Source organism: Erwinia sp. MYb375 (genome assembly GCF_037479175.1).
In the GTDB taxonomy this organism is placed as follows: domain Bacteria; phylum Pseudomonadota; class Gammaproteobacteria; order Enterobacterales; family Enterobacteriaceae; genus Erwinia; species Erwinia rhapontici.
The window spans coordinates 12,272-28,927 of sequence record NZ_JBBGZS010000014.1 but is presented as its reverse complement, the minus strand read 5'-3'; the positions used below and the strand labels follow the sequence as shown (position 1 = coordinate 28,927).

The following is a 16,656-nucleotide window of genomic DNA, read 5'->3' as shown; positions in this document are numbered from 1 at the left end:
AACAGTAGGGGCGGGGCACGCACGCCTCGCCCTGGTTCAACGTCAGGCGGTACCACCTACGGTCAGTTTATCCAGCTTCAGCGTAGGCTGACCCACGCCAACAGGCAGGCTCTGGCCCTCTTTACCGCAGACGCCGACACCTTTGTCCAGTGCCAGATCATTACCCACCATTGAAATCTGTTGCATCGCTTCAATACCGGAACCAATCAGCGTTGCGCCTTTCACCGGTTTCGTCACCTTACCGTTTTCAATCAGATAAGCTTCCGAGGTGGAGAAAACAAATTTACCCGAGGTGATATCCACCTGGCCGCCGCCGAAGTTCGGCGCATACAGACCGTACTCCACGCTTTCGATAATATCCTGCGGGGTCGACTTGCCTGCCAGCATATAGGTATTTGTCATACGCGGCATCGGCAGATGCGCATAAGACTCACGACGACCGTTCCCGGTAGGCGCCACGCCCATCAGGCGCGCATTGAGTTTATCCTGCATATAGCCTTTCAAAATACCGTTTTCAATCAATACATTGTACTGACCCGGTACGCCTTCATCATCAACGGCAAGCGAGCCGCGTAACCCTTCGATGGTGCCATCATCCACGACGGTACACAGTTCAGAGGCCACCAGCTGCCCCATTTGGCCACTGAACACAGACGTTCCGCGACGGTTAAAATCGCCTTCCAGACCGTGGCCCACCGCCTCATGCAGCAGCACGCCCGGCCAGCCAGCACCCAGCACTACCGGAATGGTGCCTGCCGGTGCCGCGACCGCATTCAGATTTACCAGCGCCATGCGCACGGCTTCACGTGCCCAGGCTTCGGCACGCACTTCACCGTTTTCATTCGCCAGGAAAAACTCATAGCCAAAGCGCCCGCCGCCGCCGCTGGCACCGCGCTCGCGCTTACCGTTATCTTCCACCTGAACGCTCACCGAGAGACGCACCAGTGGACGCACATCGGCAGCCAGTGTGCCATCGGTTGCCGCGACCAGCACCAGTTCATAGACACCGCTCAGGCTGGCAGACACTTCCTGTACGCGTTTGTCAGCTGCGCGTGCGGCACTGTCAACGCGGTGCAGCAGAGCGATTTTCTCTTCGCGGGTCAGGCTTTGCAGCGGATCGAGTGCCGGGTACAGCGCACGGTTCATCACCGCACCCAGTGTGCGTGACTGGCCGTTACCCTGCTCGCGCACGATGCTGCGTGCGGCAGTGGCACTTTGATGCAGTGCATTTAACGTGATCTGGTCGGCATAGGCGAAGCCGGTTTTCTCTCCGCTGACCGCGCGCACACCCACGCCCTGATCGATATTGTAGGAGCCGTCTTTAATGATGCGATCTTCCAACACCCAGGACTCATGGTAGCTGGACTGAAAATAGAGGTCCGCATAATCCAGCTTGCGCTCTGAAAGCTGGCTGAGAATAGAAAAAAGGTCGCTTTGACGAATGTTGTTAGCAGTTAGTAACTGCTCACTTACCAGATTCAGACTCATGAATTCTCGCTCTGTGTGGATGAGCCAGTGGCTGCTGGCTTTCAATTGTCAATTGTGACGAGGTACGATGGTGATACCCCGTATCATATATGAAGGGTGAGGCAATATGAGGGCCACGTCAAACTCACTTCTCACTGATCTCACGTGGTTTGCGCAGCACTTCATCAATTTGCGGTTTATCTATTGGTCCACTGATGTGGTAGCGCAGCACGGAAATCTTGCTCCACAATGGCCCCAGCACTTTACTGGCGGCAAATACCGCCGCACCAATCACCGGATTCACCGCGAAGGCGGTCGCGACACCCACGGTCGTAGAAATTTCCGGAGCGACAACGGCTTCCATATCAATCTGACGCCGCACCAGATCCATCCTGCCTTTCATGGCGATGTCGGCTTCCAGCCCATCCACCAGCAGGTTATCAGTGTGCATCACACCATTTTCAATCCAGGCCGTGCCGTTGATGGAGTCGAAATAGAAGCCCTGACTGAAGGTGTCGCTGAAATCGAGGCGTAATTTACGCAACAGCGAGTCGATGCTGACCAGACGCAGCAGCTGCCCGGCACGGCCGGTTGAAACATCTGCGATCTGCCCCGCGCCCAGATGCGACTTCAGCACACCGCTTAACGTCTGCTCCGATGGTTGCCACGGTGCCGACTGCCAGTGCAGATCATATTCCAGCTTAAACGGCGAATCACGCAGCGGTGAGCTGACACCAAACCAGTTAGTGGCATCATTGATTTTTTTACCACTTAGTACGCCCTTCAACGACGTACGCTGCTGGCCTGGCTGGTTCACCCACTCACCATTAACGGTCAGCTGAGTATTACCGCTATCAATCAGTCCATTCTCCAGCTTCAACGTATCGCCGGATGGCGTCAGGTCGGCCTTCATATGACCGAATTTCTGTCCACGCAGCCAGCATTCATCACAGTTCAGGCGCAGTGCAGGCCAGCCGCTGAAATTCACCCTGGTCGCATCGTCAGGCAAGGGAGATGACGTGGTGCCTTTGCTGTCCCATTGCGGGTTGTAATAAAGGTATTTGAGGTTAGCCACCCAGGGTTCATTCTGCTTAGTGACCAGAGAACCAATGATATCCTTACCCTGAGCGTTGATCGTCATCTCGCCCGCCATACTCTGGCTGAGAGTGGCGGTAAGATCCTGCCACTGCTGACCCGCCAGAGTCAGTGCCGGCGTGTGCAGGCGAATATCACCTGGCAGCATCGTAATTCCCGTTTTGCCGTTACCACCGCTGCCCGAACCCGCCCCCAGCAAGCCAAGCCAGGCCTCACCGTCCAGCGCAGGTAAATTTAATACCATTCCACTGCTCTCCGGCAGCGCAGGCAGGTGTTTTGTGTCGTTTTCCCAGATCCCACGGTCGACTTTAAGCTGCTTACCCAGCAACCAGCGACTGTTAAATCGATGTCGGTCACCCACTGAGCCACTGAGATCAAGACTATTGAGGTTACCTTTTGCCAGCACTTTCACTGGAAGCGCACTGGTGCCTGTTTTATCAAGAGGTGCAGGTAAGCGACTGCTCACATTCTTAAGATCACCGTCAAGGTTAACCTGGTAACTGGCCCCGCCTTTGTGCGGCAAGGTCACCAGCACATTGCCCTGCCACGGCAGATGTCCACCCAGCTGTTTACGCACCGCCTCAGGCAGCTGAGTTATCGCCCCTGGCTGCCAGTCGCCGTTCAGATCCACACCGATTTGATACTCTTTTTTCCCGTCCTGGGTGTTAAAGCTCACGCCGATGGGCTGACCAAACCAGCGGGCGGTCATCCCATCACTTTTCAGGTCGCCGTTATCATAGGTAAAATGACCGCTCAGCTGGTCGAAACGCGTCTCCAGTGGTTTGATCAGCAGCGAGTTGCCTGCAAAATTCACGTCACCCGTGGCGCGCACCTCTTTGCCATCCAGCGGGATATCAAGATGTAAGCGCCCACTAACATCACCGCCAATTTGCAGTTCGTCCAGCGCCGCTCCCAGCGAGGGTTTAAGCGGTGACTGATTAAAGTACTCACGTATCTGCGGCCCTTCTCCCTTGATCTCACCATCAATAATCAGCTTTTCCTGCAAATAATCGGGGATCACCGCCGAGATGTTATGGCCGTTAACCTCGCCCAGTTTGATATCTGGCGCTTTCATCCACAGACCGTTGTTGGCGAAGTCGAGGTCAATATCCAGATTTTCCAGCAACGGCCAGCCCGGTTCAAATTCGTAGGTCGCCTGACGCAACGGTACCGCCACTTCAAACATGCCGTCGTTCTTTCTGAACGGGAAATGGTGCGGGTCACCGGCAAAGATCAGCGTTGCATCCTTCACCTGCCCGCCTTTAATCGCACCGCTCAGATAGTCTGCCAGCGATTTACCCATCAGTGGTTCAGGGAAATAGCGCCAGGCATCACCCGCATTGGTGAGATTAATACCCGCGAGGATATCAAGACGAGGTGGCTGGCCGTTCTGTTGCTGGTAGCGGAAGTCACCGCGTGCCCACAGTGAGCGCGCCTGAACATCAACCTGCTGGCCGGACAGCGTCAGACCCTGTTTTCCATATTCCCAGTTGAGTGCACCACTGGCCTGGGCAATCTCCAGCGGAGCGCGGAACATATCACCATAAGGCAGCGTGGCCTGCTGAATATCAAAGGTGAGCCGCCCGTCAGCCACGCCGCCTGCCAGCGTCCCGTTAAGATGCTCCATACCGGGCAACAGTTCCCACTGCTGCCAGCTCAGATTCTGCCATTTGGCCTGGAAACGAGTCCGTTCCGGCTGCTGAAGCGGTATATCCAGCGCCAGCGCGTTGAGCTGGCCGCGCGGTTGCAGCGCACGCCAATTCTCCAGCAGTTGCGGAGACAGTTTGGCAAAAAGTGGAATGAGTGGATCAAGACGCTCAAGGTCCAGATCGGTGACGCGCACGCGCAGTTCCTGATGATGATCAGGACCGGGTAGCTGCGTATTTTCTGGCTGCCATAACAGCGATAACTGACCGTGTGGCCAGGGCTGCCCATCCGTAATAAAGCGCGTTTGCGGGATATTCACATTCCAGCCACCGTTAAAACGACTGATATGTGCAGTGAGATTGTCTACGCTGAGATGGTGCGCCTGTTTATCACCCTGCCAGTTGGCTCCCCCCTGTTTCAACCAGACATCGCCATCATGGACTTCACCATTTTCCACACTCATCCAGGCGGCGAGGCTGAAACGCGCGCTTTCCAGACTGGTGTTGTCACGCATCCACTGTCCCAGCCAGGGTTTCATATCAACGTCATCGGCCTGCATCCACACACGCCCGGTGCTGAGATAGCCATTGCTGTCGCTGAGGTCCAGCCGCAACTGCACCACACCATGCTGCCCTGTAAAACTGGAAAGACTCACCAGTCCCTCGGCACGATGGCGATTTTTTTCATTCAGCCAGGTCAGCTGCGGCATGGCCAGCGTTGCGCGCTGTCCGGATGGGGTAACAAAACTGATGTGGCTATCGCGCAGATCGAAGTGGTCAAACTGGCGCAGGAAGAGATCGTTTAACCGCTCAGTCTGAAAATCTGACTGACGATTATTGCCACCATTCAGCGGGGTATTGGTGTGCAGGTTGAGCTGCCAGAAGGTCAGATCGCGAAACTGCCAGCGCAGGTGCAGCAATGATTGCCAGACATCCAACGCCAGCGTGACGCGCTGGATTTTCAGTGCGCCGCCATCGGAGAAGCCGGTGTGGATATCTTTGATTTCCAGGCGGGGACCAAAGTTCTCCCAGCTGCCTTCAATTGCGCTGGCCTTGATCTCAACGCCCGCGGCAGCAGACACAGCGTTAAGGATTGGCGCACGCCAACTGTTCATATGCGGCATCAGCAGACGTAAGCCACTCACTAATAGCGCAGTAACCACCACCAATGTTGCGCCAGTGAATAGCAAAACCTTCGGCAATTGCCTCACACACCTCTCCTTGTCTTCCGTGAAAACGGATAGCCAGTCACTAAAATCTGTTGGTATCTCACGAGGGAGATACGACAAGGCGGTTCAAGCCGTAACGTCCAGTTTACTCCCGATCGTTGCGAATTTTAGCGCAAAACCGGGGAGACCCAAGCGGATATTACATCATCACCACGTCAAACTGCTCCTGAGTATAGAGCGGTTCTATTTGAACTTTAACCTGCTTGCCCACAAAGATTTCTACTTCCGCTAAAGCATGAGACTCATCACTTTTCAGCGCTTCACCCACCGATGGCGAGGCATAAACCAGGAAACGGTCTGAATCATAGGCATGATGCACACGCACAATCTCGCGCATGATTTCATAACAGACCGTTTCCACCGTTTTCAGCGTTCCGCGCCCTTTACACACCGGGCAGTCCTGGCACAGTACATGTTCAATACTTTCGCGCGTGCGCTTACGCGTCATTTCCACCAGCCCCAGCTGTGAGAAACCATTCACGCCTGTTTTCACCCGGTCTTTACTCAGGGCCTGGTCTAGTGAATGCAGAACTCGTCTGCGGTGATCGTCATTATTCATATCGATAAAATCGATGATGATAATGCCACCAAGGTTACGCAGTCTGAGCTGACGGGCAATCGCCTGAGTCGCCTCAATATTGGTATTGAAGATGGTTTCTTCAAGATTACGATGGCCAACGAAGGCACCGGTATTAATATCAATTGTGGTCATGGCTTCCGTCTGATCGATAATCAGATAGCCACCCGACTTGAGCTCGACTTTACGATCGAGAGAACGCTGAATTTCGTTTTCCACATCGAACAGATCGAAAATAGGCTGCTTGCCGACATACAGCTCCAGCTTTGCCGTCATCTCCGGGATATATTCGCTGGTGAACTCCACCAGATGTTCAAACGTCAGACGGGAATCGATGCGGATACGGTCAAGGGCTGCACCGGCAAAGTCACGCAGGATACGCTGCGAGAGCGCGACTTCACCATAAAGGCGGCAGCGTGTCTGATTGCGTTTCTTACGTTCGATCACCTTGGTCCACAAACGTTTAAGAAACGCCGCATCAGATGCCAGTTCATCTTCGCCCACGCCTTCTGCTGCCGTACGGATGATGTATCCGCCCAACTCATCACAATAGCTGGCGACGACGGATTTCAGGCGATCGCGCTCTGCTTCGCTCTCGATACGTTGCGACACTCCCACGTGCGAAGCTCCCGGCATAAATACCAGGTAGCGTGACGGTAGGGTGATATCGGTCGTCAGGCGTGCACCTTTGGTCCCAAGCGGATCTTTCACCACCTGCACCATCAGATCTTGTCCCTGACGTACCAGTTCGGAGATATCACGCACGATGAAGTTTTTCTTTTCGTCACGCGCAACACATTCGGTGTGCGGCATGATGTCAGAAGCGTGCAAAAACGCCGCTTTTTCCAGCCCAATATCGACAAAGGCCGCCTGCATTCCTGGTAATACCCGGCTGACACGCCCTTTGTAGATGTTGCCAACGATGCCACGGCGCGCTTCGCGCTCGATATGAATTTCCTGCAGAATGCCACCGTCGATATAGGCAACACGGGTTTCCGACGGCGTAATATTGACCAGCAGTTCAGCTGTCATCTCGACCTCTCACATCACGCAGCGATTGAAAATGGCTGAAAAGCTCGGCGGTTTCCACCAGAGGCAGCCCCACTACCGCGTGATAGCTTCCGTTAATTTTTCTGACAAAGTTGCCACCCAGTCCCTGAATTCCATAAGCGCCCGCCTTATCCATTGGCTCGCCGCTGGCAACATAACCAGCAATATCTTCAGGTGTTAACGTGCGAAATGTCACCTCAGTGACAACAAGACATTCAAGGATCCGCTGGCGATCGGCCAACGCTACCGCTGTCATGACTTCATGAGTCTTGCCGGAGAGCATCGCCAGCATGGCGGCGGCAGCGTCAGTATCCGCGGGTTTCTCCAGCACATGATTATTCAGCACAACAAGGGTATCAGCCCCCAGCACCGGGAGATCGAGGTCAGCTACCGCAACCCCCGCCAACGCTTTATCCCGCGCCAGACGGCGCACATACTGCTCTGCGGTTTCACCCGGATGACGCCGTTCTTCCACGTCATTAGAAAGGCGTTCAAATGACAGGCCTAGCTGAGTCAGCAGTTCGCGGCGGCGCGGGGAGCCAGAAGCCAGATACAGGGATACCATAATTGTCCTTTATTGAACGGCAAACTGGCGGCGAATTTTTCTCATCAGTAAGAACAGCCAGGGCCAGAGGATACCGTCGACGACGCTACTCCAGAAAATTTCTGGGCGGAAGGAAACGTTAATCACCAGGAACTCAGACCAGAATACGATGACATCCATCGCCAGTGACAACACCATCACCATCAGTGCCTGCTGCCAAAGCGCCAGGTTGCGGAATAACTGGAATTTGAAGGCCACCAGGTAGGCAACGATACTGAATGCCAGTGCGCGTACACCGAGTGTCGAACCGGAGATAAGATCCATTATAGATCCCATCACAAATCCGGTGCCAACGTTGACACGGTGCGGCAGCGCCAGCACCCAGTAAATCAGGATCAACAACAGCCATGACGGGCGATAAACAAACAGTTCCTCGGGCCAGGGCATGATTTGTAGCACCAGCGCCACCAGAAAAGAGAGCCAGATAACCCAGCGACCGTGGCTGCGGTAACTACTCAAGGCTGGACTCCATGTTCGGGCGGCGAACGGCGAACCGGTGCGGCAGCAGGATCCGTTGCCGGGATGCTGGTGGGAGCTGCGGCAGGCGGGGCAGGCGGCCCCACCATTTCGCTGGCCTGTGGCAGTACCTGCGGCATCATCTGCATCAGGCGTTCATTCGCCACACGATGGACTTCGTCCGGTGCCATTGGCATCGTGCCATTACGATCCGCGCCCCACAGCAGCAGCAGATAACGCAGACGCTGGAGACCCGCCGTTGGACGCGCCTGGATCACCGTATAAGCGCGTTGGGTATCCACTTTCACGGAAGAGACCACGCCAACAGGGTAACCTTCAGGGAAGCGTCCACCGAGGCCGGACGTCACCAGCACATCACCTACGCGGATATCGGTATTGCCCGGAAGATGTTCAAGTTGCAAATCTTCCGTGCAGCCATTACCGGCCGCAATCACGCGGATGTCATTGCGCAGAACCTGAATCGGCAGTGCGTGTGAGGCATCGCAAATCAGCAGCACGCGGCTGGTGATTTTACCCACTGCCACCACCTGGCCGACCACGCCTTTATCACTGATCACCGGCTGACCTTCGTAAACACCGTTTACGCTACCTTTGTCGATCACCACCTGATCGGTATAGGGATCGGTGCCGGTGGAGATCACCTGTGTGACCATTTTATGCTCGTCCTGACGCAGCGGTGAACCCAGCAGTTCGCGTAAACGGGCATTTTCCTGCTTAAACTGACCCAGCATCAGCAGTTCGCTGTTCTTCAGCATCAGTTCGCGGTGTAAGGCTTTATTTTCCAGCTCGAGTTGCTGGCGGGAGGCCAATGTTTCTGAAACATTGTCCAAAATCTGACGAGGCCCGTTGGCCAGGAAATAGAATGGACTGACGGCAGTGTCCATATAGGTGCGGATCTGGGAGAAAGCTCCCATACGACTGTCGGCAACAATCACGCCTATTGCCACAATAACCGCTAAAAATAAGCGTAACTGCAGGGAAGGCCCCCTGCTGAACATCGGCTTCATAAACTCGGCGTTTTCCTCGACAACATGAAAAAGGAGTGCGGGCAGCGCCCCGCCACTCCTTCAGGCAAATTATTCTTCGCTGAACAAATCGCCGCCGTGCATGTCAATCATTTCCAACGCTTTACCACCACCGCGTGCAACGCAGGTCAATGGATCTTCTGCAACGACCACTGGAATTCCAGTCTCTTCCATAAGCAGGCGATCCAGATTGCGCAACAGCGCACCACCGCCAGTCAGTACCATGCCACGTTCGGAGATGTCAGATGCCAGTTCTGGCGGACACTGTTCCAGAGCAACCATAACCGCGCTAACGATGCCGGTTAACGGCTCCTGCAGCGCTTCCAGGATCTCATTAGAGTTCAGGGTGAAACCACGCGGAACCCCTTCAGCCAGATTACGGCCGCGGACTTCAATCTCGAGCACTTCGTCACCCGGATAGGCTGAACCGATTTCATGCTTAATACGCTCTGCGGTGGCTTCACCAATCAGAGAGCCGTAATTACGGCGCACATAATTAATGATGGCTTCATCGAAACGGTCACCACCAATACGCACAGAAGAGGAGTAAACCACGCCATTCAGCGAGATCACCGCGACTTCTGTGGTACCACCACCGATATCCACCACCATCGAACCGGTCGCTTCAGAAACAGGCAGGCCTGCACCGATAGCTGCAGCCATGGGTTCTTCAATCAGGAAGACTTCACGCGCACCCGCACCCTGAGCAGACTCACGGATGGCACGACGTTCAACCTGGGTGGCACCAACAGGTACACAGACCAGTACGCGCGGGCTTGGGCGCATAAAGCTGTTGCTGTGAACCTGTTTGATGAAGTGCTGCAACATTTTCTCGGTAACAAAGAAATCGGCGATAACGCCATCTTTCATTGGGCGAATAGCTGCGATATTGCCGGGTGTACGACCCAGCATCTGTTTTGCGTCATGACCGACTGCCGCTACGCTCTTTGGGGAACCGGCACGATCCTGACGGATAGCAACGACGGAAGGCTCATTAAGAACAATGCCCTGCCCTTTCACGTAAATCAGGGTATTGGCTGTACCCAGGTCGATGGACAAGTCGTTGGAAAACATGCCACGGAATTTTTTAAACATACTAAAGGATAATCCTGCAAGCTGGGGGCGGAAAATAAAATCCGCTTACTTTACCAACCACACGAAGCAGCGACAAGGCGCACAAACGTTCTGCTTCGGTGAAAAATCATGCTATCTCTCGCTGGAGTCACAACCTTACGACATCGTGCGTAACGGAAGCCGATATAACGGCCTTTCGCTTTGGTTTTCAGACCCGTCAGCGGACATAACATACATAAAAATTAACAGTTTCAGTTTCGCCTCGGCCGGCGAGAAAGCCGCTTCGAACCACAATCTCCCAGGTATTCTACGTGAAAACCTGCCAGACGTGAGACTAAACTCGATATCTTTGCGAATATTTTTTCACGCTACTATTAACGGGCTCTGAAGCAGCGAAAAAGTCGCCCTGCCCACCGGTCACTCCCAGCTCCACCAGCGTTTGCCACTCTTCCCGGGAACGCACCCCGGCGGCAAAAACTTGAGTGGAAGTTTGCTTGCTGCTTTCAAGTAAGCTTTGAACAAACAGCTGATTTTCAGTACGCCGATCAATGTTGCGCACCAGGCCTGGATGAAGCTTGATTAGCCTGACCTGGAACTGCTTGATATACGCAGTGCTCACTACCGTTAAACCTGCCTGATTCACCGCCACACTACAGCCAAAACCGTAGAGCAATCTGAACACTGGCGTTAAACGGCTGATGTGTTGACACACATCTGCTTCTGCAAGTTCAAATAAAATACGTTTTCTTTGCGATTTAGTGCATTGCAGCAGGTTATCACGCAGCCAGTTCAGGAATGAGCGCTGCAATAATGAGTCGAGGGTGAGCGGAATGGCAAGGGTTTCTTCTGGCCACAGTTCGATCAACGTCACAATACGTTTCACCATCTGACGATCGTAGCGTTCTGCCAGCCCCAGTTGCTGAACCACAGGCAGATATTCTGCGGATAACAGCTCTTTTTCACCGTCAAAGATGCGTGGCATCATTTCGCGATGATGCACTTCACCCTTAGCGTTAACGGCCGGTTTTTGATAAAGCCGTGGGCCACCACGGTTCAGTGTGTTTTCCAGCAATGTGCGCCATTTCACGCTTCCGCGCGCGAAATCCTGCTGGGCGCCTTCACCCACCGACCAGTTATTCCCGCCCTGTAGCGTCGCGTTCCGCGTCGCCCGCTCGGCATTCTCCATCACCTGCTGAGTGCTCTGCCCGCTGTGCCAGCCGCTGATACCGATATGAATCATGTCATCACGATCCAGCATCCGCGTTGATGGCAGAGTATCGACCGCTTTGATCAACTGCGACGCAATGCCGTCGGCATCCTTTACACTGCGATGTGGGAGCAATACGGCGAAGTCACTGCGAAAATAGCGTGCCAGTAGCGCACCGGGATAGCGCAGCACAAAGGTCGACAGCATATTGACCAGCGCAAACAGATAGTCCTGTACCTGCACATGGCCCCACCGCTCACGCAGGCTGTCGAAATCTGGTAAGCGGATCATCATCACCATGCCGTGCGTTCCAACGGACTCCGGATCTTCCAACAGCGTGGTGAGCTGATTATCAAAGAACAAGCGGTTGTTCAGGCCGGTGCGGGCATCCTGTGCCGCAAACGCGCGTATCAGCGTATCAATGCGGTTATGCTGCTCTCCTGCCTCTTTCAGATCGGCCAGCAACAGGTCAATTGCGCTGCTGGCTTTACGCGGCCACTCATGTACTGAACCTGATTTGACAGTAGCTCGTTCTCCTTTGATCACGGCTTCAGCGCGCTCCTCAAGCCGTTCCATTCCTTGTAATTGCTGCTGTAGCCAGCGCCTGGCCTGCCATAGCAGTAAAGTCATGATCGCAACCACACCGATAATTAGCGACAAACTGGTAGCCCCCATTAAGGACGCAAACCAGGTACGGGTGGAGTCGACCCATTGAATATGCAGAGTCATGCCGGGATGTTGCTTCAGCGGAAGCTGTATCTGGCGATAGCGATTAGGTTCGTCTTCCAGGATGGACGGCTGATGAAGGGTGACCTGAAACAGTTGTGCATTACCGTTGTTCAGTTTAACGCGTTCGATTTGTAACGGATTCATGACCTGACGTAGCCATGCTTCTATCTGTTGGGGTGATTGTGTGAATAACGCGCTATCAACATCGTCCGCCATCCGCTGGATCCGATGTTCTGCCCGCTGGTTACTAAGATAAAAGAAGCTCAGCACGCAGCCCACCAGCATCAGTAACATGGCCAGTGAGCAAAGCAGGGTGATAATCGCAGAAAGTTTGGTGGTTAGTCGCATCCTTGTGCCCATTTGTGTTGCGGGTGAAGAAGACGTCATTAACACTGAACCGCAACCAAAATGTAAATGACCAGGAGAATGTGCATACCTGACAGCAGACGTGGTGAAAAATAACACACCTCACACACCGATTGCTTGCCCGGGGTCAGATAATTGTCCATTTCCAGGAGTATAGTCCTGACAGGGCGTTTTTTATTAATGAAACCACTATTTTCAGGAGATTCTCATGCAGGCTCTGGTTCTCGAACAGTCAGAAGGCAAAACCGTTGCTGCCGTGAAGTTCATTAGCGCTGACAGCCTGCCGGAAGGCGAGGTCAAGGTCGATGTGGACTGGTCGGGTATTAACTATAAAGATGCGCTGGCGATTACCGGCAAGGGCAAAATTATCCGCCAGTTTCCGATGGTGCCCGGTATCGATTTTGCCGGGAAAGTGCATACCAGTAGCGATCCCCGTTTCCACAGCGGTCAGCCGGTGCTGCTAACGGGCTGGGGCGTAGGTGAAAATCACTGGGGCGGCCTGGCCGAACAGGCACGTGTTAAAGCAGACTGGCTGGTCCCGATGCCGGAAGGCATGGACGGTCGCCAGGCGATGATCATTGGTACAGCCGGGTTTACCGCCATGCTGTGTGTTATGGCGCTGGAAGAAGGCGGCGTGACGCCTGAGAGCGGTGAAATATTGGTCACGGGTGCCAGCGGTGGCGTGGGAAGCACCGCCATCGCACTGCTCAGTGCACTCGGTTATCACGTTGTGGCCGTCAGCGGACGCGAATCAACGCATGACTACCTTCATCAGTTGGGGGCACGCGAGGTGCTGCCTCGCAGTGCATTCAGTGCTGTGGCGCGGCCGCTGGAGAAACAACGCTGGGCAGGGGCGGTCGATACCGCAGGCGATCAGGTGCTGGCCAGTGTGCTGGCGCAGATGAACTACAACGGTGTGGTCGCTGCGTGCGGCCTGGCAGGTGGCTTTGCCCTGCCCACCAGCGTTATGCCGTTTATCCTGCGTAATGTCCGTCTGCAGGGGGTGGATTCCGTAATGACGCCAGCACCACGTCGTCGTGAAGCCTGGAAACGTCTGCTGAAAGTGCTGCCAGCATCGTTTTATCAACAGGCCACCACAGAAGTTCCCCTGTCAGAAGCTGCCAGCGCCGCTGAAAAGCTGCTGAATAACGAGATCACTGGCCGAACCCTGGTGCGTATCCGCTAATACTGAGCCCCTCACCATTGCGGTGAGGGATGCTTTTCTCCCAGGAAATTTCATATTTTTTCGCCAGTATTCGCTTAAATCGTGGCACTGCGCCATGCTCAGGGTTATTACCCATACCTGAGCAAGGGTCACAGATGAAAACCATCAAAAAACTGACTGAAAATGATGTCACGCCGGAGAGCGTCTTTAATACGCGCCGTCGTACGCTGCTCAAAACCCTCGGGTTGAGTGCAGCTGCACTTTCCCTGCCCACCGCCGCTCGCGCTGATGTACTGTCATGGTTTAAAGGTAATGACCGCCCAAAGGCGGCCTCCGGTAGAGCATTAGAATTTAGCAAACCCGCACCTTATCAGGCAGACCTTGTCCTGACGCCAGAAGACAAGGTGACTGGCTACAATAACTTTTACGAGTTTGGGTTGGATAAAGCGGATCCTGCCGCCAACGCCGGTACATTAAAAACCACCGACTGGAAGATCCAGATCGGCGGTGAAGTTGGTAAGCCGCTGACGCTTGATATGGATGACATCTTTAAGCGCTTTCCACTGGAACAGCGCATTTACCGTATGCGCTGTGTCGAAGCCTGGTCCATGGTGGTGCCGTGGATCGGTTTCGAGCTGGGTAAACTGCTGAAAGCTGCCGAGCCCACCAGCAATGCGCGTTATGTTGCTTTCCAGACGCTCTATGCGCCCGATCAGATGCCCGGCCAGCAGGATCGCTTTATCGGCGGCGGGCTGGATTATCCTTACGTTGAAGGCCTGCGTCTGGATGAAGCCATGCACCCCCTCACGCTATTAACCACCGGCGTATATGGCAAAGCGCTGCCCCCACAGAACGGTGCGCCCATTCGCCTGACCGTGCCGTGGAAATACGGTTTTAAAGGTATCAAATCGATAGTGAAAATCACCCTGGTGAAAGATATGCCCCCAACGACCTGGAATCAGCTGGCGGGCAATGAATATGGTTTCTTCGCCAATGTGAACCCCCACGTTGATCACCCACGCTGGTCACAGGCAACCGAACGTTTTATCGGCTCCGGTGGTATTCTTGATGTTAAGCGCCAGCCAACGCTGCTGTTTAACGGCTATGCTGAACAGGTCGCTTCCCTCTACCGCGGGCTGGATCTGCGGGAGAATTTCTAAATGGTGCGCCTGTCGTTAAAACAGATTACAGGCCTGAAAGTGTTGCTGCATATGGCGGGTTTTCTGCCGCTATTGTGGCTGCTGCTCTCGATTGATCAGGGCTGGTTCAGCGCTGATCCTGCCAAAGATATCCAGCATTTTACCGGCAGAATGGCATTAAAATTTTTGCTGGCCTCTCTCGCGGTAACGCCGCTGGCACGCTACGGTAAGCAACCCCTGCTGATTCGCGTACGCCGCCTGCTGGGATTATGGTGTTTTGCCTGGGCAACGCTGCATCTGGTGAGCTACTCATTACTGGAACTGGGGATCAGTAATCTTGGCCTGCTGGGATCAGAGTTGATCTCACGTCCTTACCTGACACTGGGTATTATTTGCTGGATCGTGCTGCTACTGCTGGCCGCCACATCGTTCCAGCGGGCACAGCGCACATTGGGTAAGCGCTGGCAAACGCTGCACAATGCCGTTTATTTAGTGGCTGTCCTGGCACCGATTCATTATCTCTGGTCGGTAAAAATCCTTTCCCCTCAGCCGTGGATTTATGCGTTAATTGCCGCGATCTTGCTGGCATGGCGTTACAAAAAGCTGCGTAAGTGGTTGCCAGGTAAATCCTGATTACTGTGTTCCACCCCACATCTTCAGTGATCAACCCTGCCTTTTTACCCGGGTGTGGTTGATCATCTTCGCTGATACGACCAGTATTTAGCTGCTAATTGCGTTGATATCGTTATAATGCCCGACTTCATTCGTGGCCTTTGCCAAATTTCATCTGAAAAGGTGACAAACTGGCTTTGGCGATGTATTTTGTGCGATGCCATTATTATCGCAGGAGATAGCAGCAAGATGACGGATAAGTTGCACGTACTGCTTTTGAACGGCCCTAACCTGAATATGTTGGGAACCCGTGAGCCTGAAAAGTATGGTCATACCACGCTGGCCGAGATTGTCAGCGAGCTGACCTCGCAGGCTGATGCGCTTAACGTCACATTGAGTCATCTCCAGTCTAATGCGGAATATGCGCTGATCGATCGCATACATGAGGCGAAAGGCAATGTCGATTATATCGTCATAAACCCGGCGGCATTCACTCACACCAGCGTAGCACTGCGTGATGCACTGCTGGCAGTCAGCATCCCGTTTATCGAGGTTCATCTGTCAAACGTGCATGCCCGTGAGCCCTTTCGTCATCATTCGTATCTTTCTGATATTTCTGCCGGCGTGATCTGTGGACTTGGCGTCGACGGTTATTCCTGGGCTTTACAGACGGCAGTCAAACGCCTGTCACCCTCTAATTAAACAGAGTACGGAACCACATCATGGATATTCGTAAGATTAAAAAACTGATCGAACTGGTTGAAGAATCAGGCATTGCTGAACTGGAAATCTCTGAAGGCGAAGAGTCTGTTCGCATTAGCCGTGCACCGGTTAACGTTGGTTACCCAATGATGCAGCAGGCCTATGCTGCCCCAATGATGCAGCAGCCTGCACTGGCTAACGCTGTCGCTCCGGCTACCGCTCCGGCAATGGAAGCGCCTGCAGCTGCTGAGATCAGTGGCCATATCGTGCGTTCTCCTATGGTCGGTACTTTCTACCGTACCCCAAGCCCGGATGCGAAAGCCTTTGTGGAAATCGGTCAGAAAGTTAACGCCGGTGACACCCTGTGCATCGTTGAAGCGATGAAAATGATGAACCAGATCGAAGCCGATAAATCCGGCATTGTGAAAGCGATTCTGGTCGAAAGCGGTCAGCCTGTTGAGTTTGACGAGCCGCTGGTAGTCATCGAATAAC

General features: G+C 54.0%; 13 protein-coding genes. 5 read left to right on the top strand and 8 right to left on the bottom strand.

Translation table 11 applies throughout. The features are described from left to right. Window positions 1-42: 42 nt before the first annotated feature. From tldD to csrD, 8 genes are all read right to left on the bottom strand, one after another. On the bottom strand, window positions 43-1,488 hold the full coding sequence (gene tldD, locus WH279_RS06660; protein ID WP_200642704.1) for a metalloprotease TldD: 1,446 nt from the start codon (window positions 1,486-1,488) through the stop codon (window positions 43-45). A 124-nt stretch (window positions 1,489-1,612) separates the two neighbouring features. Further along, window positions 1,613-5,419, bottom strand: coding sequence for an AsmA2 domain-containing protein YhdP (gene yhdP, locus WH279_RS06655; RefSeq protein ID WP_339455382.1), 3,807 nt, complete (start codon window positions 5,417-5,419; stop codon window positions 1,613-1,615). Window positions 5,420-5,576: 157 nt separating this feature from the next. Then, window positions 5,577-7,046 (bottom strand): ribonuclease G, encoded by a 1,470-nt coding sequence (rng, locus tag WH279_RS06650; RefSeq protein ID WP_339455381.1) that lies wholly within the window; start codon window positions 7,044-7,046, stop codon window positions 5,577-5,579. Next, the gene (locus WH279_RS06645) at window positions 7,036-7,629 is read right to left on the bottom strand and encodes a Maf family protein (protein ID WP_339455380.1); all 594 of its coding nucleotides are present in this window, start codon (window positions 7,627-7,629) and stop codon (window positions 7,036-7,038) included. The genes rng and WH279_RS06645 overlap by 11 nt, the downstream gene beginning before the upstream one ends. Before the next feature lie 9 nt (window positions 7,630-7,638). Next, on the bottom strand, window positions 7,639-8,127 hold the full coding sequence (gene mreD, locus WH279_RS06640; RefSeq protein ID WP_133844163.1) for a rod shape-determining protein MreD: 489 nt from the start codon (window positions 8,125-8,127) through the stop codon (window positions 7,639-7,641). Continuing rightward, complete coding sequence (mreC, locus tag WH279_RS06635) at window positions 8,124-9,152, bottom strand: rod shape-determining protein MreC (protein ID WP_339455379.1); 1,029 nt, start codon at window positions 9,150-9,152, stop codon at window positions 8,124-8,126. The genes mreD and mreC overlap by 4 nt, the downstream gene beginning before the upstream one ends. A 69-nt stretch (window positions 9,153-9,221) precedes the next feature. Further along, the gene (gene mreB / locus WH279_RS06630) at window positions 9,222-10,265 is read right to left on the bottom strand and encodes a rod shape-determining protein MreB (RefSeq protein ID WP_126485560.1); all 1,044 of its coding nucleotides are present in this window, start codon (window positions 10,263-10,265) and stop codon (window positions 9,222-9,224) included. Window positions 10,266-10,578: 313 nt separating this feature from the next. Beyond that, window positions 10,579-12,528: an RNase E specificity factor CsrD gene (csrD, locus tag WH279_RS06625; protein ID WP_339455378.1), complete on the bottom strand. Its 1,950-nt coding sequence runs from the start codon at window positions 12,526-12,528 to the stop codon at window positions 10,579-10,581. 226 nt (window positions 12,529-12,754) lie between these two features. Between csrD and acuI the strand changes: the two genes are divergently transcribed. From acuI to accB, 5 genes are all read left to right on the top strand, one after another. Further along, entirely contained in the window at window positions 12,755-13,732 is a 978-nt protein-coding gene (gene acuI / locus WH279_RS06620) for an acrylyl-CoA reductase (NADPH) (protein WP_339455377.1), read from the top strand. 134 nt (window positions 13,733-13,866) lie between these two features. Next, the gene (gene msrP, locus WH279_RS06615; protein WP_339455376.1) at window positions 13,867-14,871 is read left to right on the top strand and encodes a protein-methionine-sulfoxide reductase catalytic subunit MsrP; all 1,005 of its coding nucleotides are present in this window, start codon (window positions 13,867-13,869) and stop codon (window positions 14,869-14,871) included. Window positions 14,872-14,874: 3 nt separating this feature from the next. After that, window positions 14,875-15,483 (top strand): protein-methionine-sulfoxide reductase heme-binding subunit MsrQ, encoded by a 609-nt coding sequence (gene msrQ / locus WH279_RS06610; RefSeq protein ID WP_339456227.1) that lies wholly within the window; start codon window positions 14,875-14,877, stop codon window positions 15,481-15,483. Window positions 15,484-15,711: 228 nt separating this feature from the next. Further along, window positions 15,712-16,164 (top strand): type II 3-dehydroquinate dehydratase, encoded by a 453-nt coding sequence (gene aroQ, locus WH279_RS06605; RefSeq protein ID WP_339455375.1) that lies wholly within the window; start codon window positions 15,712-15,714, stop codon window positions 16,162-16,164. 20 nt (window positions 16,165-16,184) lie between these two features. Beyond that, complete coding sequence (accB, locus tag WH279_RS06600; protein ID WP_200642695.1) at window positions 16,185-16,655, top strand: acetyl-CoA carboxylase biotin carboxyl carrier protein; 471 nt, start codon at window positions 16,185-16,187, stop codon at window positions 16,653-16,655. Window position 16,656: the final 1 nt, after the last annotated feature.